The organism is Lachnoclostridium sp. An76 (assembly GCF_002161355.1).
In the GTDB taxonomy this organism is placed as follows: domain Bacteria; phylum Bacillota; class Clostridia; order Lachnospirales; family Lachnospiraceae; genus Mediterraneibacter; species Mediterraneibacter caccavium.
In genome coordinates, this window is sequence record NZ_NFHL01000002.1 from 577,422 (window position 1) to 594,178 (window position 16,757).

General features: G+C 44.4%; 16 protein-coding genes. All 16 read right to left on the reverse strand.

Translation table 11 applies throughout. The annotated features are described in order from the left end of the window. Positions 1-64: 64 nt before the first annotated feature. Positions 65-1,210 (reverse strand): RHS repeat-associated core domain-containing protein, encoded by a 1,146-nt coding sequence (locus B5G27_RS06710; RefSeq protein WP_087178126.1) that lies wholly within the window; start codon positions 1,208-1,210, stop codon positions 65-67. Positions 1,211-1,388: 178 nt separating this feature from the next. Beyond that, positions 1,389-1,814, reverse strand: coding sequence for a hypothetical protein (locus B5G27_RS06715; RefSeq protein ID WP_087178127.1), 426 nt, complete (start codon positions 1,812-1,814; stop codon positions 1,389-1,391). Between the two features lie 9 nt (positions 1,815-1,823). Next, entirely contained in the window at positions 1,824-3,206 is a 1,383-nt protein-coding gene (locus B5G27_RS06720; protein ID WP_087178128.1) for an RHS repeat domain-containing protein, read from the reverse strand. 131 nt (positions 3,207-3,337) lie between these two features. Then, positions 3,338-3,907 carry a DUF6560 family protein gene (locus B5G27_RS06725; protein ID WP_087178129.1) on the reverse strand — a complete coding sequence of 190 codons (570 nt, stop codon included), beginning with the start codon at positions 3,905-3,907 and terminating at the stop codon, positions 3,338-3,340. Between the two features lie 13 nt (positions 3,908-3,920). After that, positions 3,921-5,102 (reverse strand): RHS repeat domain-containing protein, encoded by a 1,182-nt coding sequence (locus B5G27_RS06730; RefSeq protein WP_087178130.1) that lies wholly within the window; start codon positions 5,100-5,102, stop codon positions 3,921-3,923. 259 nt (positions 5,103-5,361) lie between these two features. Beyond that, on the reverse strand, positions 5,362-6,117 hold the full coding sequence (istB, locus tag B5G27_RS06735) for an IS21-like element helper ATPase IstB (protein WP_242958187.1): 756 nt from the start codon (positions 6,115-6,117) through the stop codon (positions 5,362-5,364). After that, complete coding sequence (istA, locus tag B5G27_RS06740; protein WP_206608963.1) at positions 6,114-7,568, reverse strand: IS21 family transposase; 1,455 nt, start codon at positions 7,566-7,568, stop codon at positions 6,114-6,116. Before istA ends, istB begins: the two co-directional genes overlap by 4 nt. 269 nt (positions 7,569-7,837) lie before the next feature. Continuing rightward, positions 7,838-8,386: a hypothetical protein gene (locus B5G27_RS06745; protein WP_087178131.1), complete on the reverse strand. Its 549-nt coding sequence runs from the start codon at positions 8,384-8,386 to the stop codon at positions 7,838-7,840. Then, complete coding sequence (locus B5G27_RS06750; protein WP_087178132.1) at positions 8,383-10,674, reverse strand: RHS repeat protein; 2,292 nt, start codon at positions 10,672-10,674, stop codon at positions 8,383-8,385. The genes B5G27_RS06745 and B5G27_RS06750 overlap by 4 nt, the downstream gene beginning before the upstream one ends. Positions 10,675-10,751: 77 nt before the next feature. Further along, a complete protein-coding gene (locus B5G27_RS06755) occupies positions 10,752-11,465 on the reverse strand; it encodes a hypothetical protein (RefSeq protein ID WP_087178133.1) in 714 nt (237 codons plus the stop codon). A 3-nt stretch (positions 11,466-11,468) separates the two neighbouring features. Further along, entirely contained in the window at positions 11,469-11,735 is a 267-nt protein-coding gene (locus B5G27_RS15985; RefSeq protein ID WP_087178134.1) for a hypothetical protein, read from the reverse strand. A 100-nt stretch (positions 11,736-11,835) separates the two neighbouring features. Then, positions 11,836-12,225 (reverse strand): hypothetical protein, encoded by a 390-nt coding sequence (locus tag B5G27_RS06765; RefSeq protein ID WP_087178135.1) that lies wholly within the window; start codon positions 12,223-12,225, stop codon positions 11,836-11,838. Between the two features lie 32 nt (positions 12,226-12,257). Next, positions 12,258-13,109, reverse strand: a complete 852-nt coding sequence (locus B5G27_RS06770; protein WP_087178136.1) for an RHS repeat domain-containing protein — start codon at positions 13,107-13,109, stop codon at positions 12,258-12,260. A 21-nt stretch (positions 13,110-13,130) separates the two neighbouring features. Continuing rightward, positions 13,131-13,397, reverse strand: a complete 267-nt coding sequence (locus tag B5G27_RS17045) for a hypothetical protein (RefSeq protein ID WP_087178137.1) — start codon at positions 13,395-13,397, stop codon at positions 13,131-13,133. Between the two features lie 423 nt (positions 13,398-13,820). Continuing rightward, positions 13,821-14,552 (reverse strand): hypothetical protein, encoded by a 732-nt coding sequence (locus tag B5G27_RS06780; protein ID WP_143449656.1) that lies wholly within the window; start codon positions 14,550-14,552, stop codon positions 13,821-13,823. Between the two features lie 51 nt (positions 14,553-14,603). Next, the coding region (locus tag B5G27_RS06785) for an RHS repeat domain-containing protein (protein ID WP_143449657.1) at positions 14,604-16,757 on the reverse strand (2,154 nt) is incomplete at its 5' end.

Sequence of the window (16,757 nt, forward strand, 5' to 3'; positions counted from 1 at the left end):
CGCTCAACTCAATCTTACCGTCATCTCCATGACAGGTCAACCTAAAATTCAGCTTCTCCCCATCTTAATCTTCCGCCTGTTCTTCCTCTACATCCATCTCTTCCTCTGTATACGGCTCCATGCCTTCCGGATATATGACTTCCTTTCCCTCTTTTTCCATCCTCTCCATAAAATTGGAAAAATGCTCACACATGGCGTCTACAAAAAATGCTTTCCTGGTTCTGCCTTCCACATACACCTTCATTCCGCCTCTTTTCATCTTTCCATATGTGATTTTGGAGAATTTCCAGTGTCTTCTGTAAACAAAGGCTTTTACTACTGTAATATCATCATCGTCTACAATCACATCCCAGACACCTTTAATCGGTGCGATCATCAGTAAAAATCCGGGGAATATTCCAACCATAAAAAATATCACCATTACTAGTTCTGGTATAACTGTGCCATCTATTTCACAAAATATTAATATCCCAATAACTACGACCATGCCAATCGCTCCCAATGCCGCAAAATCAATCGGCGCTCTTACAACAAATTTATCTATCGAATCTGTCTTTTTTGAAGTTCTCTTAGTTATCAGATCTAACACTCCAGTTACGATAAATGCCACAATAATCGCTCGTAAAAAAGCCATCTCTGTTCCTCCTACTATTCTATACACATCACAGCTGCAAACGTGGATGTTTTCCCTGAAAAAACATCTGATACTAATTCCCCAGTTAATTTTCTTCCCTTTTGCTACGTCAGAAATAATCGAACCTATTCCTCCGACCACTCCTCCTATTAACGCACCTATTGCAATTGTCGGGAACTCTCCATCATTATCCACATAATCTATCGGCGCATTCCAGCAATAAGCATAGCGATTCAATGTATCCGGAAACAGAATAAATCCACCTATTATATCTTGGCTGTTAAATCTCCCTCTCTCCGCCCGATACTCCCTCGCCTGTGCATAGTAAGTCCCAGCCACTGCGTCCATCTGGTATCCCGTATACCCAAAGGGCTGCATCTCTCCCTGGTTCCCATACAAATCTTCTCCAAAGGCTCCGTATCCATAGCTCTCTCTTGTCCGGCCTGTATCATCCTCGATCCTTATGGGGCTTCCTTCCAGCTTTCCTCCCCGGTGTCCCAGTCCGTTGTACTGGTACTTTGCTGCCTTTTCTGCCTGGTCTACCGCTTCCTCCAGACGGTTCAGCGCCCTACACATACTGCTGTGTCATCTACCCGTTCTCTGTAATACGGGTCAGGTTCATCATTTCCTTTATCCCCTTCCCATACTTCATATATATACAATGTTCCAGAATTTGAGATAGGGCAACGTAAATCCTTTTTTAAGATGTCTGCGTACCTGCCTGTTCGTAAAGCATTTTCATGATTTATTGTAACTACTCTACATACATTACTTCCATCTTGGGTAATTCTCGATTTTTAAGTTGAATTTCTCCAGAATATGTGGTTTCAAAAATTATTCTAACATTTTTTATAATTTCTTTAGGTGCAATAACTATTTCCTCCGAATTGTCTAATGCAAATTTTCCTCTCACTGTTGCGTCTTTCAACACTGCATTTTTTACAATTTCTTGCAATTTCCCATCTATACTGACAGTTTTAATGGATTCACTTTTATTCTCAATACTGATAATACAACTAATTGTTATGTTATCCTCACTTATTGCAACATCTTCCAGGAAACTTTTGTCATCTAGAATAATAACATCTTTGTTTGGAATAGTGACAATGATTAAGGCTACTCCAGCTATGCATAAAACTAAAATAACTAAAGTCAAAATGATTCCCTGCATTCTCTTCATTTTCTCCTCCTATTCTTCACAGTCGGTCAAGTTATTTTCAATCGCTAACCACCCCTCATTTTTTTCAGAACATATAATAGTTTCATCTGTCCATGTAATGTGGATATTATAACTTTCAGCTCTCCCAAAAGATATTATATTAGCCAATTTCGCTTTTTTGCTGTCGCTTTCATACATAAAATTGGGATCCATTATATCATTCCATGTGTATGACATTCTATAAATTATTGTCCCATCAGTTTTCTTTTCAATTTCCCCTTGAATTTGGTAACCTCCTACATTTTCATTTGTTCCATGGAGATATTGATACCCTATTATATCTTCTCCATTTTGAATTGTCATGGAAGTATTTAGCGAAATTGTTTTTATGGTGCCTGGTTCCACATCGTCTGCCATAGGAAGAACAATTTCAGCTGTTTTATCTCTAAGATAAGTGTTATCCATCATATATTCTCCCCAATCTCCATTCGTATATCTCAATGTTTCCCCTTCTCCAAATAGATAGTGCCACAAAATTTCCCTGCCTTGTGCATCACTTTTTAGTGACCATATATTTCTAGTTTCAGCTCTCTTTCCATTTAAATCTATAAATTTTAATGGATTTTGAATGCAATACAAATATAAGTCAAAACTAAGCGGGTGGACATTAACCCCTTTTTCCTTATCCTGAGCTATAAATCGCCCTAAATCAGGCTGATACTCCCTCGCCTGAGCAAAGTATGTCCCTGCTATGCTATCCATCTGATACCCTGTATACCCAAAGGGCTGCATCTCTCCCTGGTTCCCATACAAATCCTCTCCAAAGGCTCCGTATCCATAGCTCTCTTTTGTTGCACCCAGCTCGTCCTCAATCCTCAGCGGACTTCCCAGCTCATCCTGTAAGTAGTAGCTCTGCCTTCCATTCTCTTCATAGAACGTCACATTTCCATCCCAGAAATAAGTCTGTGTCCTTTGCTCTTCTTCCCTCATGAGCAGGTTGTGGTACTGTTTTGTCAGGTCAATAGTATAACGGATCTGACTGATATTTCCAATCCCTACATCGATCCGGTTCTGCGGGTTCAGTTGATCCAGCTGCTCTTTTCTGATACTTCCTTCCTGCTTGCCTACCCGGTGTCCCAGCCCATTGTACGCATACCTTGCTGCCTTTCCGGCCTGGTCCACGGCCATCTCCAGGCGGTTCAGTGTTCCATACACATACTGGTGTGTGGTCTGACCGTTCTCTATGATGCGGGTCAGATTTCCCCTCCGGTCATAACCATAGGACTTTTCCATTCCTTCCCGGTTCTCTGCGATCAACTGGTTCAGTGCATTGTGACGGTAGGTTGTCCGTGTGGTTCCCTCCTCTTTCAGGATCCGGTTGCCAAAGGCATCATAACCGTACCGGATCTGCATCTGTCCGTCCTTTTGGATCTCGGACAGCCGTCCCAGCGCATCATATCCGTATGTATAAGCTCCGCTCTCTTCCGGAAGCTATCTTCTCTCTTTTGTGATCCCGGTCTTGTTTACTTCTCATAAGGTCTTGTTTAATCTTGATCTAATTCCTCATCTTGATTTGATTCATCGTCCTGATATGGCTCCATACCTTCAGGATATATGATTTCTTTTCCTTCCGCTTTCATGCGCTCTTCAAAGTTTGAATAGTGCTCACACATTCCATCCACGAAGAAGGCCTTTCTTTTCCGCCCTTCTACATACACCTTCATTCCTCCTCTGCCCATTTTCCCATATGTAATTTTGGAGAATTTCCAGTGTCTTCTGTAAACAAAAGCTTTTACTACTGTAATGTCATCATCGTCTACAATTACATCCCAGACACCTTTAATCGGTGCAATCATTAGTAGAGCACTTGGGAGCACTATAACAATGTTAAATACAATCATAATCACTAAGAGCATAACTTCACCCTCTATTTCCCCATATATTAATACACCGATAACAAGTGCCATGCCAATTGCTCCCAATGCCGCAAAGTCAATCGGCGCTCTTACAATAAATTTATCTAACGAATCTGTCTTTTTTAGAGTTCTCTTCGTTAACAGATCCAATACTCCGACTACAATAAATGCCACAATAATTGCCCGTAAAAAAGTCATATTTTTGTTCCTCCTATTCTACACACATCACAGTTGCAATTTCCTCATTCGTGATGTTTTTTAAAATACGCGTTAACGCCTGCTGTGTATACTGCTGCATCTCCCGGCTCTCTTCCGCCCATTCTTCTCCTTTGTCATAGACAGAATTCAGGATATTTTTAAGTTCTTTTTTCAGGTCCATTCCCGGCGTAAAGCTTCCATTCATATCTGCCACTTTATCTATTAATTCCGTTCCTGTTACCCCTACAAAACCGTCCACATAGGTTTTAAATTTGGGCTTGACCGTTTTGCCGGTTTTTTTCCAAATCTCTCTCAGACGTTTGATCTCACTTTCATAGTCCGCATTATGAGTAAATATTTTATTCCCAACCTTAGTCCCTTTGGCATAATCCGTTACCTGTTGAACCTTAGAAGTATTCTTTAAAAACTTTCCAGCCTTCGAAAATGCAACATCAGCAACCGCTCCAACTGCAACATCCTGAACAATGTTTTGAATAGAATCTCCGGTTATGACGCCTTTTGTTATTGTTTCTACGGCTCCTCCTGCCACTGACCCAAGAGTTACATTTCCGGTTGCTGCTGTGACACCTCCTGCAACAACACCTCCCATAATCGAAGAAACAACTGTACTCACTGTTATCTTTTTACCACTTAACAGGCTTGTACCTACATTAATTACTGTATTGGCCACCGCCCCAACAACTGCACCGCATACAATGTGCCAGAATAGTCCATTTGGGTCATAATAATAGAAGGGCATATTGCCACAATATATGTATTCATTTATCGTAAGGGGATATGATGTCTGTCCCTTTATAACATCTCTCGCCTGAAATCTTGCTACATCAGCCTGATATTCCCTGGCCTGTGCATAGTAAGTCCCAGCCACTGTGTCCATCTGGTATCCCGTATACCCAAAGGGCTGCATCTCTCCCTGGTTCCCATACAGGTCCTCTCCAAACGCTCCGTATCCATAGCTTTCTTTTGTTGCACCACTCTCATCCTCGATCCTCAGCGGACTTCCCAGCTCATCCTGCAAGTAGTAGCTCTGTCTTCCATTCTCTTCATAGGATGTCACATTTCCATCCCAGAAGTACGTCTGGGTTCTTTGCTCTTCTTCCCTCACGAGCAGGTTGTGGTACTGTTTTGTCAGGTCAATGGTATAACGGATCTGACTGATATTTCCAATCTCCACATCAATCCGACCTTGCGGGTTCAATTAATTCAGTTGCTCTTTTCTTATGGCTCCTGCCTCTTTGCCAGTCCGTTGTACTGGTACTTCGCGCCTTTCCTGCCTGGCCTATCGCTTCCTCCAGACGGATCAGCGCACCGTACGCATACTGCTGTATGGTCTGTCCGTTCTTCATGATTGTTTTTTGTCAAGTACTTTTCCCTGAAAAAAGCGTCGGAATTCCCTTTTTTCAGCAAGGGATTTTCCCTGCCTTCAGCGGGCATTATGCATCCCTGCGCATGAGGGCGTGCTCCATTCGGTAGCTTTTCCCCTCGAAGATCAATAAATGTCCGTGATGGACAAGCCGGTCGATCATTGCAGCGGCCATCTGGTCATCCGTAAAGATCCCTCCCCATTTTGAGAATTCCAGATTGGTTGTCAGGATCAGGCTCTTGCTCTCATAGCTGTCAGATATAACACGGAACAGCAGCTGGGATCCGTCCTTATCGACTGGTACATATCCCCATTCATCCAGTATGAGCAGGTCAAGGCTGCGGAGATCCCGCAGAAGGCGCTCCAGCGTCCCGTTTTTCCGCGATTCCGCAAGCCTCAGCACAAGTTCTGTTACGGTATAAAACTTCGTCTTGTAACCGAGATTGCAGGCCTTTACGCCGGCTGCGATTGCCATATGGGTTTTACCGATGCCCACTGGACCGTAAAGCACAAGATTCTTTTTCCCCGGGACAAACTCAAGGGTTTCCAGTTCCTCCCTGCTGAATGCAGGGGGAAATTTTACGCAGTGATAGCTGTACCCCTCAAAGGTCTTATAGGTTGGGAACCCGGCCCGTTTAATCAGACGTTTTCGTCGGTTTTCATCCCGGAGAGTCAATTCCGCCTGCAGCAGTTCCAGAATAAACTCCAGCTGCTTCTGCGTCCCTTTTTCCCGGCAGATCTCTGAAATCCTGCCCGAAAGGAAGAGCTGCCGGCTTGCTCCAAGGATCTGTGTACAGAAATCCTCTTTCATCTTCGGTGTCATCATGAAACAGTGTCTCCTTCCTTCAGAAACATATCATCATATACTGCAAGGGATGGGCCTGCCTCCGGCGGTGTATAAATGCCATATCCGGTAATCCTTGCGGCAAGCACGGAAGCATCACAGATGTTAATACTGCCTCTTGTACAGGCCATCTCCATAGCGCTGGCCGCTGCTTGAAAGCCGTACTGGCTGGTCAGCTCATTCATGATCCGGAGGCAGTCCTTCAGTTTCTCTTTCGGCTGGGCATCCATGTAAGCCCTTAAAGCATCCGGTGTTTCGCGGCGCAGCCCGCTGTTTCCCCATGCTCCGGAGTTTTTCATCAGGACAGCCAGCGTGGTACTGTAATCGCTGATATCCGTGCGGTTATCTCCGTAAGCGCGCCGGTGAGTCGTGACGACCTGTCCGCCTTCTGTAAGAATGTCAACGGTATGGGCACGAATTCCCACCAGCACCTGTTTGTTTGCGTTTTCCGGCCTGGTAGAATAGAAATGCTTTCCATCCATACAGACTTTGCCGAAACCATCCGCTTTCAGCCATTCATATCGGCAGACATCGAACCGTTTTGGCGGCAGCATCAGGAGGGCTTTCCTGTCTTCTTCAAACAATTCCCGGATAGGGATCTGTTTCTTATAATGGAGTTCGGAAGCTTTCTTTTCATGGCGGGCAAGCAGCTTCCGGTTGTACTTCTCTATCTCATTGAAATGCGGGACCGGAACAAACAGGTTCGCACGGTTATAATCAACCTTGCGCTCCACATTCCCTTTTTCCCAGCCGGAATAGGGGTTGCAGAAGCGCACCCGGAAGTGATAATGGGCTCGGAAACGGGAGAAAAGTTCTGATTCATGGATCGCATCGCCAATCCGCCGCCCGACACCGGTTGCATTGTCAAAGATCAGTAACGGCGGTACGCCGCCGATAAATTCAAAGATATCCTGCAGGCCCTGGCAGACACACTCCGCAGTTTCTCCGCCGAATACCTGGCTGTATCCATCATTGCTGTAAGGGAACGACACGGTCAGATATTTCTTGCGGCAGAGCTTCCCGGCCTCATAAAAGTCAGCTTCCCCAAAATCAACTTGTGCAGGTCCGGGATCCCAGATCAGTTCCAGGTTTGCTTTCTCCGTTTGGATGGAACGGCATTTCTTCATGTAGCGTTGGACAATGCTGTAACTCCCGGTATAGCCATGTTCCTCCACGAGACGCTCATAGACTCTCTGAGCGGTATGGTGCTGCTTTCGCCAATGTTTCTTGTCTTCGTCCAGCCACTCCTGGATGATGGGCTTGAAGGGATCCAGTTTGGATGGCTTCTCCTGGATAACGGGTGGCTGCGGTGAGAAATCATCCTGCGCAAGATACTTGCGTATCGTTTTGGGATCAGCACCTGTTTTTTTAGAGATTTCACTGATCCGGTATCCACAATTGCTCAAGTCTTTGATATGATTGATTTGGGACATAGTGAGCATCTTCCTTTCCTCCTTTATCTTTGGTGGTGCTTAGATAAAGGATAAATATAATGTAAAGGGGAATCAATATGTCCCGCTTTATTTAGGGAATTTCCCTTGCTTTTTTCAGGGAATTCTGACGCTTTTTTTCGGTAAATTTAGTGTATCATAAACACATGATGAAGGTCAGGTTCCCACGCCTGTCATACCGATAGGTCTTTTCCATCCCATCTCTTGTCTCCGCCACCAGCTGGTTTAAGGCATTGTGGCAATATAAAGTATTATTCAAATTTAGAAGGAAGAATATAGTACTTCCCTTCCAGTCCAGGTATGTGATAATTTAAATTAAAGGCAAATGTTATATCAAATGGATGGTTTTCTATATCCAAATAGAACACTGATTTAAATTTCCCATCTTTAAGACAACTATTTGTGCTAATTCGCTTATCAATAAATTTCCTGAAAAAAGTTTCATCTTCTTCACTTTCAATTATGGCTATCCCTTTGGCATCCGCTTTCATTAAATCATCCAATATTTTTGCCAGTTTCCCATGTTCCACATAGAAATAAATGCTATCTACCATCCCCTGATATTTTTTTATTCTTTCTTGTTCCTCAGCATTTAGCCACTTATCATATATAGATGATTTATAGATATCATCAGCAATGATATGGAGATGTGAAGTCTTCATAAGCTCATTGCACAATCTCACTGTATTATCAATGGTAATTTCAGCCCAGAAGTCGATATGCCCTATCCCATCAGAGTATTTTTTAATCTTCACCTTTTTAACTCTCATCATTTCTTTTATCCATTCCAAAAGTTTCATATACATTCCTCATCTTCTAAACTTTCTATCCATTGTTCCAACATTTGAGATGGTGATTGATCCACCCCAGATAATATGCCTGTCAATACGATACCAAGCGGGAAATGTTCTGCATAATGCAATAACCTCTCACTATGTAGTATTTTTTCTAAATATTTTAATCCATTCTTACCGATAAAATGGCAATGCAAAAGTTCTCCTAACTCAACATCAATTCGAATATTTTTCCCAAATTTTATCAAAGTTCCACCCCCATTAGGATTTTTTAAACGATTGGGGGATAATATCTTTACTTTTCCAATCTGTTTTACGCCCGCTCTTCCCACGCCTTTTTCTGCCAGTTTATGCATACCATGACTGGCGATTTTAGAACCACCTGCCATTATCCCACCCCACATCGCACCATCCACAAATCCATCATAAGTACTTTTTAACACATCTTGCACGCTCTCGCCTCTCACAACTGCAGAAATTGTGCTTATACCCGATGAAATTGTTCCTGATGCAATTACTGTTCCTATACCAACTCCGGAGCCCACCAGCGCTCCTGTCACAGCACCCTTAAAAGCATTCTTTCCAGCCCTTTTCCAATCTATTTTTTCTCCACTTACAATATCCGTAATGATAGATCCTGCACCCCCGACAAGGCCGCCAACAATTGCCCCAATTGCAATAGTAGGGAACTCACCATCATTATCTATATATAGCAAAGAATTATTCCAGCAATAGCTATAGCGATTAAGGGTTTCAGGATTCTCGGAAAATCCGCCTATTATGTCCTGACTGCTAAATCTCCCCGCATCCGCCTGATACTCCCTCGCCTGAGCATAGTACGTCCCAGCCACCTTATCTCTCTGATACCCCGTATACCCAAACGGCTGCATCTCCCCCTGGTTTCCATACAAGTCCTCTCCAAATGCTCCGTAGCCGTAACTTTCCCTTACTGCTCCCGTCTCATCCTCGATTCGGATCGGGCTTCCCAGCTCATCCTGCAGGTAATAGCTCTGTCTTCCATTCTCTTCATAGGATGCCACGTTCCCATCCCAAAAGTACGTCTGCCTTTTCTCTCCCTCGGTTTTCTCCAGCAGGTTGTGGTACTCCCTTGTCAGGTCAATGGTATAGCGGATCTGGTTCCAGTTCCCGATCTCCGTCCCCGCTTTGATTCCGTTCCGGGGATCCAGTCCTTCTAACTGCTCTTTGGACAGTGTCCCTTCCAGCTTCCCTACCCGGTGCCCCAGCCCGTTGTACTGGTACTTCGCTGCCTTCCCGGCTCCGTTCACAGCTTCCTCCAGGCGGTTCAGCGCCCCGTACACATACTGCTGTGCCATCTGTCCGTTCTCCGTGATGCGGGTCAGGTTTCCACGCTTATCATAGGCAAAACTCTTATTTACCGGATCGGTGCCTTCCCGGAGTTCTGTGATCAGCTGGTTCAGGGCATTGTGGCGGTAAGTTGTCCGCCCTGCACGGTCCTCTTTCAGGACGCGGTTCCCGAAAGCGTCATACCCATACCGGGTCTGGAGTTTCCCGTCTTTTTGGATCTGGGAAAGCCGTCCCAAAGCGTCATATCCGTATGCATAGGCTCCGCTCTCTGCCTCCAGGCCTCTTCTCTCCTTCGTGATCCCGGTCTTGTTCCCTGTCAGGTCATACAGATACGTATACCGGTCTGAAACTCCTTCCCTGTCCCTGTGCACCAGCTCCGTCAGCTGGCCTTTGCTGTCGTAGGTATAAGCGCTCTCTGTCCCGTTGGGGAGCTTCTTCTGCGCCAGTCTTCCAAAGGCATCATAAGCGTAGGTGATGACCCGGTCCCCTTCCCTCATCTCAGAAAGCCTTGCCTGTTCATCGTATCCGTAGGATACGGTCCTTCCATCCGGGTAGGTGATGCCTGTCCGCTCCCCGCTCTTTCCATAGGTATAGGATACTTCCCTGCCGTCCGGGTACTGTACGGCTTTCGCCCGTCCCAGGGCGTCCGGCGTGATCTTCGTCTCTCCCAGCCAGTCCTGCACAAGGATCAGCTGGCGCAGCGGGTTGTAGGACAGCTTCACTTCCCGCCCGTCCGCGTACTGGATCCGGGACAGGTCCCCCTGCTTTGTGTAGCCATACTTTGTCAGGAAGCCCTCCTTATCAAGCTTCGACAGGAGCTGTCCTTTCCCGTCATAGGCATACTGCTCCCTCTGTCCCAGGGCGTCGATGACTTCTGTCACCTGCCCTTTCAGGTCCCGGAGGTACCGGGTCACCTGGCAGGTCCGGTTCCGTTCTACAGCATTCGCAAATGCATGGTTTTTCTCCATGAATTTCCCATATAGGCGAATGTCTGCCGGCTGGTTACATGCATCCTGCTGTCACTCAATCTGCTAACTAAAAACATTTAATCTAAAGTAAATTGTAGCTGACTTCCTGCAATGTCACTTTCCAGATTTTCATAATACCAGAAGTACCATTTTTCTCCGAAAGACTCATACGGTATGATTCCTGACGGTTTCTGTCCTTCTATCTTTAATTTATAAATCTCTTTTGAATTACAGTCCCCCCAGACAAATCTGGTATTCTCCGGATCGATGTTAACACTCTGGGTGAAGGCGCTTAGTGCCAGTTGACCTTGAACCAGAGACTCCAGTGTCCCTATTGTAAAGCCATCCCTTTCTGTCTCTGTTGGAAAACCTGTTATATATGTATATCTTTCTTCCCCATCAATTACTTTCTTTTTAAATTTAGCAAACGTCAGGCATTCTGTATTTTTATCTTTGACGGATTTAAAATATACAGAAGCATATTTATCGTTTTCAAATTTTGCAATAACCTCATCCATATTTTTCTGATACACTTCTTCCGGCTCAACCTGAAAGCTGCTGTTTTTCATCGCCTGCTCCGGCGAAGGATAATATTCTGAGTCCGGTATGGAATCTTCATCTATCGGTTCACCTATAGCCTGCGATTTATACTCAACCCTTATCTCCGGCGGTTCATCAGGACTGGATTTTAATATTCCTAAATCTACCAGTACTCCCACTCCAATCATGATTATAAATAGAAGAATTATGCCTATAAATATCCCCAGAATTACTTTCCCAGCTGTTTTCATTTCCTAACCTCCACACGTTGCTATTTTAGGCGCCAAATCAACAAAAAATTGATACAGACTCGGGGCAACCTTAGCTATATATGCTACTACTGGGCCAATAAGCGGATCGTCTATGACGCCAATTCCCGTGCTGTCATCCGCCGCCAGTATCGCCAACAGTGCAACTGCCGCCACTACGCTTACTGCTTCAAAAACCTGTTTCCAGTTTGCGATATATATCTGACGAATAACTCCATGCAATATTTGCATAATCCTCAATTTCAGTTCCATCTGGCAATGGAAGCGGCATATTTCCGCTGTCGCCTCTTACTGTGATATTTCCGGGTAAAAGTCACTTTTGCATTAATTGTGGTTAAAAATAGCAACAGGCTCACTTTAAATCCTTGCCTTTTTTGCACTGAACAAAATAAAACCCCGTTAAAATCCCTGTCGTTCCACACTGCATTAAATATTCCGTAATATAATCATTACTTATGAACCCTCGTACAAATAGTATGATATTGAATAATATTAATAGTATTAAACCTAAATTTTCGACTATTTCTGTTTTTTTCGGCTTAACTACATTATATATTCTTTTAAAAATTTTGTTATATAGCAGAGCAAGTATAAATCCAGCTATAAACAATATGATAATTGCGAGAATGCCATCCATTACCGCTGTCTTTCCCATATCAGCAACTATTTTTACGAAAGATAACGGAAGTAATAAAAAGGTAATAAATACTCCTGCTTTAATATATATCCTTTTACTATTCACTCATTTTCTCCTTCCTATTATTCTTGAAAAACTCATTTATCACATTCTACATCTCTGGTCTGAAACCATACTCCCCCACCGATAATAGCAGAAGCACCTATTCGAAATTTATTTTCATCAGGATCATATCCTGCTTCTATCCCACCGCCAAAGAGTGTTAAAGAAGCGCCAATATATATATCTTTTCCGAATAATCTTGCGACCCTCACACCAACATCTTCTTTTATCAGACTTCCTTCTGCTTTTATTCCTATATATTCTTCCGAAACTCCTAATTTGATATCTCCTGATATTGCGTTTGTTTCTATGTTCCATTGCAATAAATCTTTATCATCTTGCCACCCTTGCTTTATCATTCCACCTGAAATGCTGACTATGTTTAAACCTTCTTTATCTATTGATGGCCCTTTTACCTCATTCTCAAATCCATCATTATAAAAAAATATATCATCGCTTACTCTGCTGCATTCGTGATAATCTGACTGTGGTATCCCTAATTCCTTACATTCTCCGGAACACTTTTTTGTCGGTTGTTTACCATTTAAATCCACCATCAATACAGGTATACTATAGCAATAAGTATAATTATTCAGAGAAAACGGATATTGCACACTCCCTTTTATGATATCTCTTCCCAGAAATCTCCCCGCATCTGCCTGATACTCCCTCGCCTGAGCATAGTAAGTCCCAGCCACCTTATCTCTCTGATACCCCGTATACCCAAACGGCTGCATCTCCCCCTGGTTCCCATACAGGTCCTCTCCAAAGGCTCCATAGCCGTAACTCTCCCTTACTGCTCCCGTCTCATCCTCGATTCGGATTGGGCTTCCCAGCTCATCCTGCAGGTAATACCTCTGTCTTCCATTCTCTTCGTAGGATGCCACATTTCCATCCCAGAAATAGATCTACCTTTTCTCTCCTTCAGTTTTCTCCAACAGGTTGTGGTACTCCCTTGTCAGGTCAATGGTATAGCGGATCTGGGTCAGGTTCCCGATCTCCCGGTCGATCCGACTCTGCGGATCCAGCTTCCCGGTCTGGTCTGCCGGCAGCCTTCCTTCCGCCTTCCCTACCCGGTGCCCCAGTCCGTTGTACTGGTACTTTGCTGCCTTCCCGGCTCCGTTCACGGCTTCCTCCAGGCGGTTCAGCGCCCCGTACACATACTGCTGTGTCATCTGCCCGTTCTCCGTGATGCGGGTCAGGTTTCCTCTCTTATCATACTGATATGCCTTTCGGAGAACCGTCTCTGCGCTTCCCTCTTCCCGGATCTCTGTGGTCAGCTGGTTCAGGGCATTATAGCAGTAGGTTGTCCGCCCTGCACGGTCCTCTTTCAGGACCTGGTTCCCGAAGGCGTCATACCCATACCGGGTCTGGAGTTTCCCGTCTTTTTAGATCTGGGAAAGCCGTCCCAAAGCGTCATATCCGTACGCATAGACTCCGCTCTCTGCCTCCAGCCCTCTTCTCTCCTTCGTGATCCCGGTCTTGTTCCCTGTCAGGTTATACAAATAAGTATATCTACCCTACTTCTCTGTATAATCTTTGTATGAAAATCTTAACTTCTATATAATCCTTTGTAAATCATATATCAAGACTTCTGATTACTCTTTTATTTCGTATGATAATGTATCTCCTGAATAGTCACTGTTAAGATTTAAATAATACCATAAATAATAATCTTTCCCTAACATTGTGAAGTGAACAATCTCGTCAGGCTCCTGCCCTTCGACTTTTAAACTATAAACACTATCATCCGGTACTACTCCATAGACAAATCTATTCCCCGGATTCACATTTAAATCCTGCAGCGCGTCGCTCAGACCAAGTTGAAGCGCGATCCCTTTACTTGTCTTTATTCCGCTTTTTGCGTCTTTTGTAGATTTACTCGATACCTTTGTTAAAAATACATATTTTTCTTTTCCATCAATCTCTTTAATTTTAAACTTGGCAAATGTTGTAGCCGCCTCTGTTTCCCCCTTTTCTGATATAAAATAAACAGCAATATACCTGTCACTTTTAAATTCCTTTATTATCTTGTCCATATTTCTCATATAATCGTCTTCCGGTGAAATATCAATATCTGGGTTCTTCATTGCCAGTTCTAATGTATCAGAGTATTCTTTATCAGGAATATTTTCTTCATCGACTTTCAGAACTCCAGGATTTAAAATATCCGAGGGAACATATTGCTTTTTCTTTTCTGGTTCATAAAAGTAAACATTATCACTATTTTTTGTATCATCGCCCCCAAAAAAGCCAATCATAACCAATAATAAAAATCCAGCTATAACTAAGGTTATTATCAGCATTATACATTTTAATATTTTCTTCATCTCAGTCTCTCCATACATTTTAATATTTTCTTCATCTCAGTCTCTCCTTAATCATGCGAAACACATTTCTGCTAATTTAGGGAATAAGCTCTGCAATATCTCTCCTAAAGCTGGAAATTTACTTGCCACATATCCAAACAACGGTACTAAGGCCCAATCATCAACAACTCCTATGCCAAATGCATTATCTGCTATAAATAATATAATCCCGATTATGGCAGCTAAAGACAGTACCCCTTCACCCATTTGTTTCCAATTCATAATATGGCTTTCCAAAGTATATGACCAATTCAATTTTGCATAATTTGTCACTACTATTCCATCAGGTAATTCAAAAGGCATATTACCAGACGTACCACTAGCTCCAGTTTGTATTGCCAAGCCTGTCTTATCAATATACGAGCCTCCAGACACAGAAATACCTGTATTAGCATTTGTATATTGTACTCCTGATATTAATTTCCAAGTAGAAATATCTAGATTTTGACCCGATAAAGAAAGATTCAAATTAGGAATAATCCCTCCAAAATTTAGAGTCCACCCCGTTTTCTCTAACTCTCCATTCATTTTAAATACGAATATGTTTCCTCCTTCATGCGCTGTTACTTCATAAGTGCCACCGTATAGATTGGTTTTATATACTGTAATATCGTTTCCTATAATATATTTATGTATTACACTTTCATCTATCCTGTGCCATACATCCTTAAGCTTTTCTATTCCGGCATTTGCAGTATTTTTAATATCCTCTATCCATTGCGGCCATGAACCATTCATGTCTACTAAGATTAATGGAGAATCAAAGCAATAATTATAGCGATTCATACTAATTGGTATACCCATAGTACCCATAATTAAATCCTGTTCTACAAATTTCCCTATGTCTGTCTGATATTCTCGCTTTTGAGCATAGTAAGTCCCAGCCACCTTATCTCTCTGATACCCCGTATACCCAAACGGCTGCATCCCCCCCTGGTTCCCATACAGGTCCTCTCCAAAAGCTCCGTATCCATAGGATTCCCGTATCGTCCCACTCTCGTCTGCAATCCTCAGCGGGCTTCCCAGCTCATCCTGCAGGTAATAGCTCTGTCTTCCATTCTCTTCGTAGGATGCCACATTCCCATCCCAAAAGTACGTCTGCTTTTTCTCTCCCTCGACTTTCTCCAGCAGGTTGTGGTACTCCCTTGTCAGGTCGATGGTGTAATGGATCTGGGTCAGGTTCCCGATCTCCCGGTCGATCCGGCTCTGCGGATCCAGCTTCCCGGTCTGGTCTGCCGGCAGCCTTCCTTCCGCCTTCCCTACCCGGTGTCCCAGCCCGTTGTACTGGTACTTCGCTGCCTTCCCGGCTCCGTTCACAGCTTCCTCCAGCCGGTTCAGCGCCCCGTACACATACTGCTGTGCCATCTGTCCGTTCTCCGTGATACGGGTCAGGTTTCCACGCTTGTCATACTGATATGCCTTCCGGATGGCCGTCTCCGCGCTTCCCTCTTCCCGGATCTCTGTGATCAGCTGGTTCAGGGCATTGTGGCGGTAAGTTGTCCGCCCTGCACGGTCCTCTTTCAGGACGCGGTTCCCGAAAGCGTCATACCCATACCGGGTCTGGAGTTTCCCGTCTTTTTGGATCTGGGAAAGCCGTCCCAAAGCGTCATATCCGTATGCATAGGCCCCGCTCTCTTCCTCCAGTCCTCTTCTCTCCTTCGTGATCCCGGTCTTGTTCCCTGTCAGGTCATACAGATACGTATACCGGTCTGACACTCCTTCCCTGTCCCGGTGCACCAGCTCCGTCAGCTGGCCTTTGCTGTCATAGGTATAAGCGCTCTCTGTCCCGTTGGGGAACTTCTTCTCCGCCAGCCTTCCAAAGGCGTCATAAGTGTAGGTGATGACCCGGTCCCCTTCCCTCATCTCAGAAAGCCTTACCTGTTCATCGTATCCGTAGGATACGGTCCTTCCATCCGGGTAGGTGATGCCTGTCCGCTCCCCGCTCTTTCCATAGGTATAGGATACTTCCCTGCCGTCCGGGTACTGTACGGCTTTCGCCCGTCCCAGGGCGTCCGGCGTGATCTTCGTCTCCCCCAGCCAGTCCTGCACAAGGATCAGCTGGCGCAGCGGGTTGTAGGACAGCTTCACTTCCCGCCCGTCCGCGTACTGGATCCGGGACAGGTCCCCCTGCTTTGTGTAGGCATACTTTGTCAGGAAGCCCTCCTT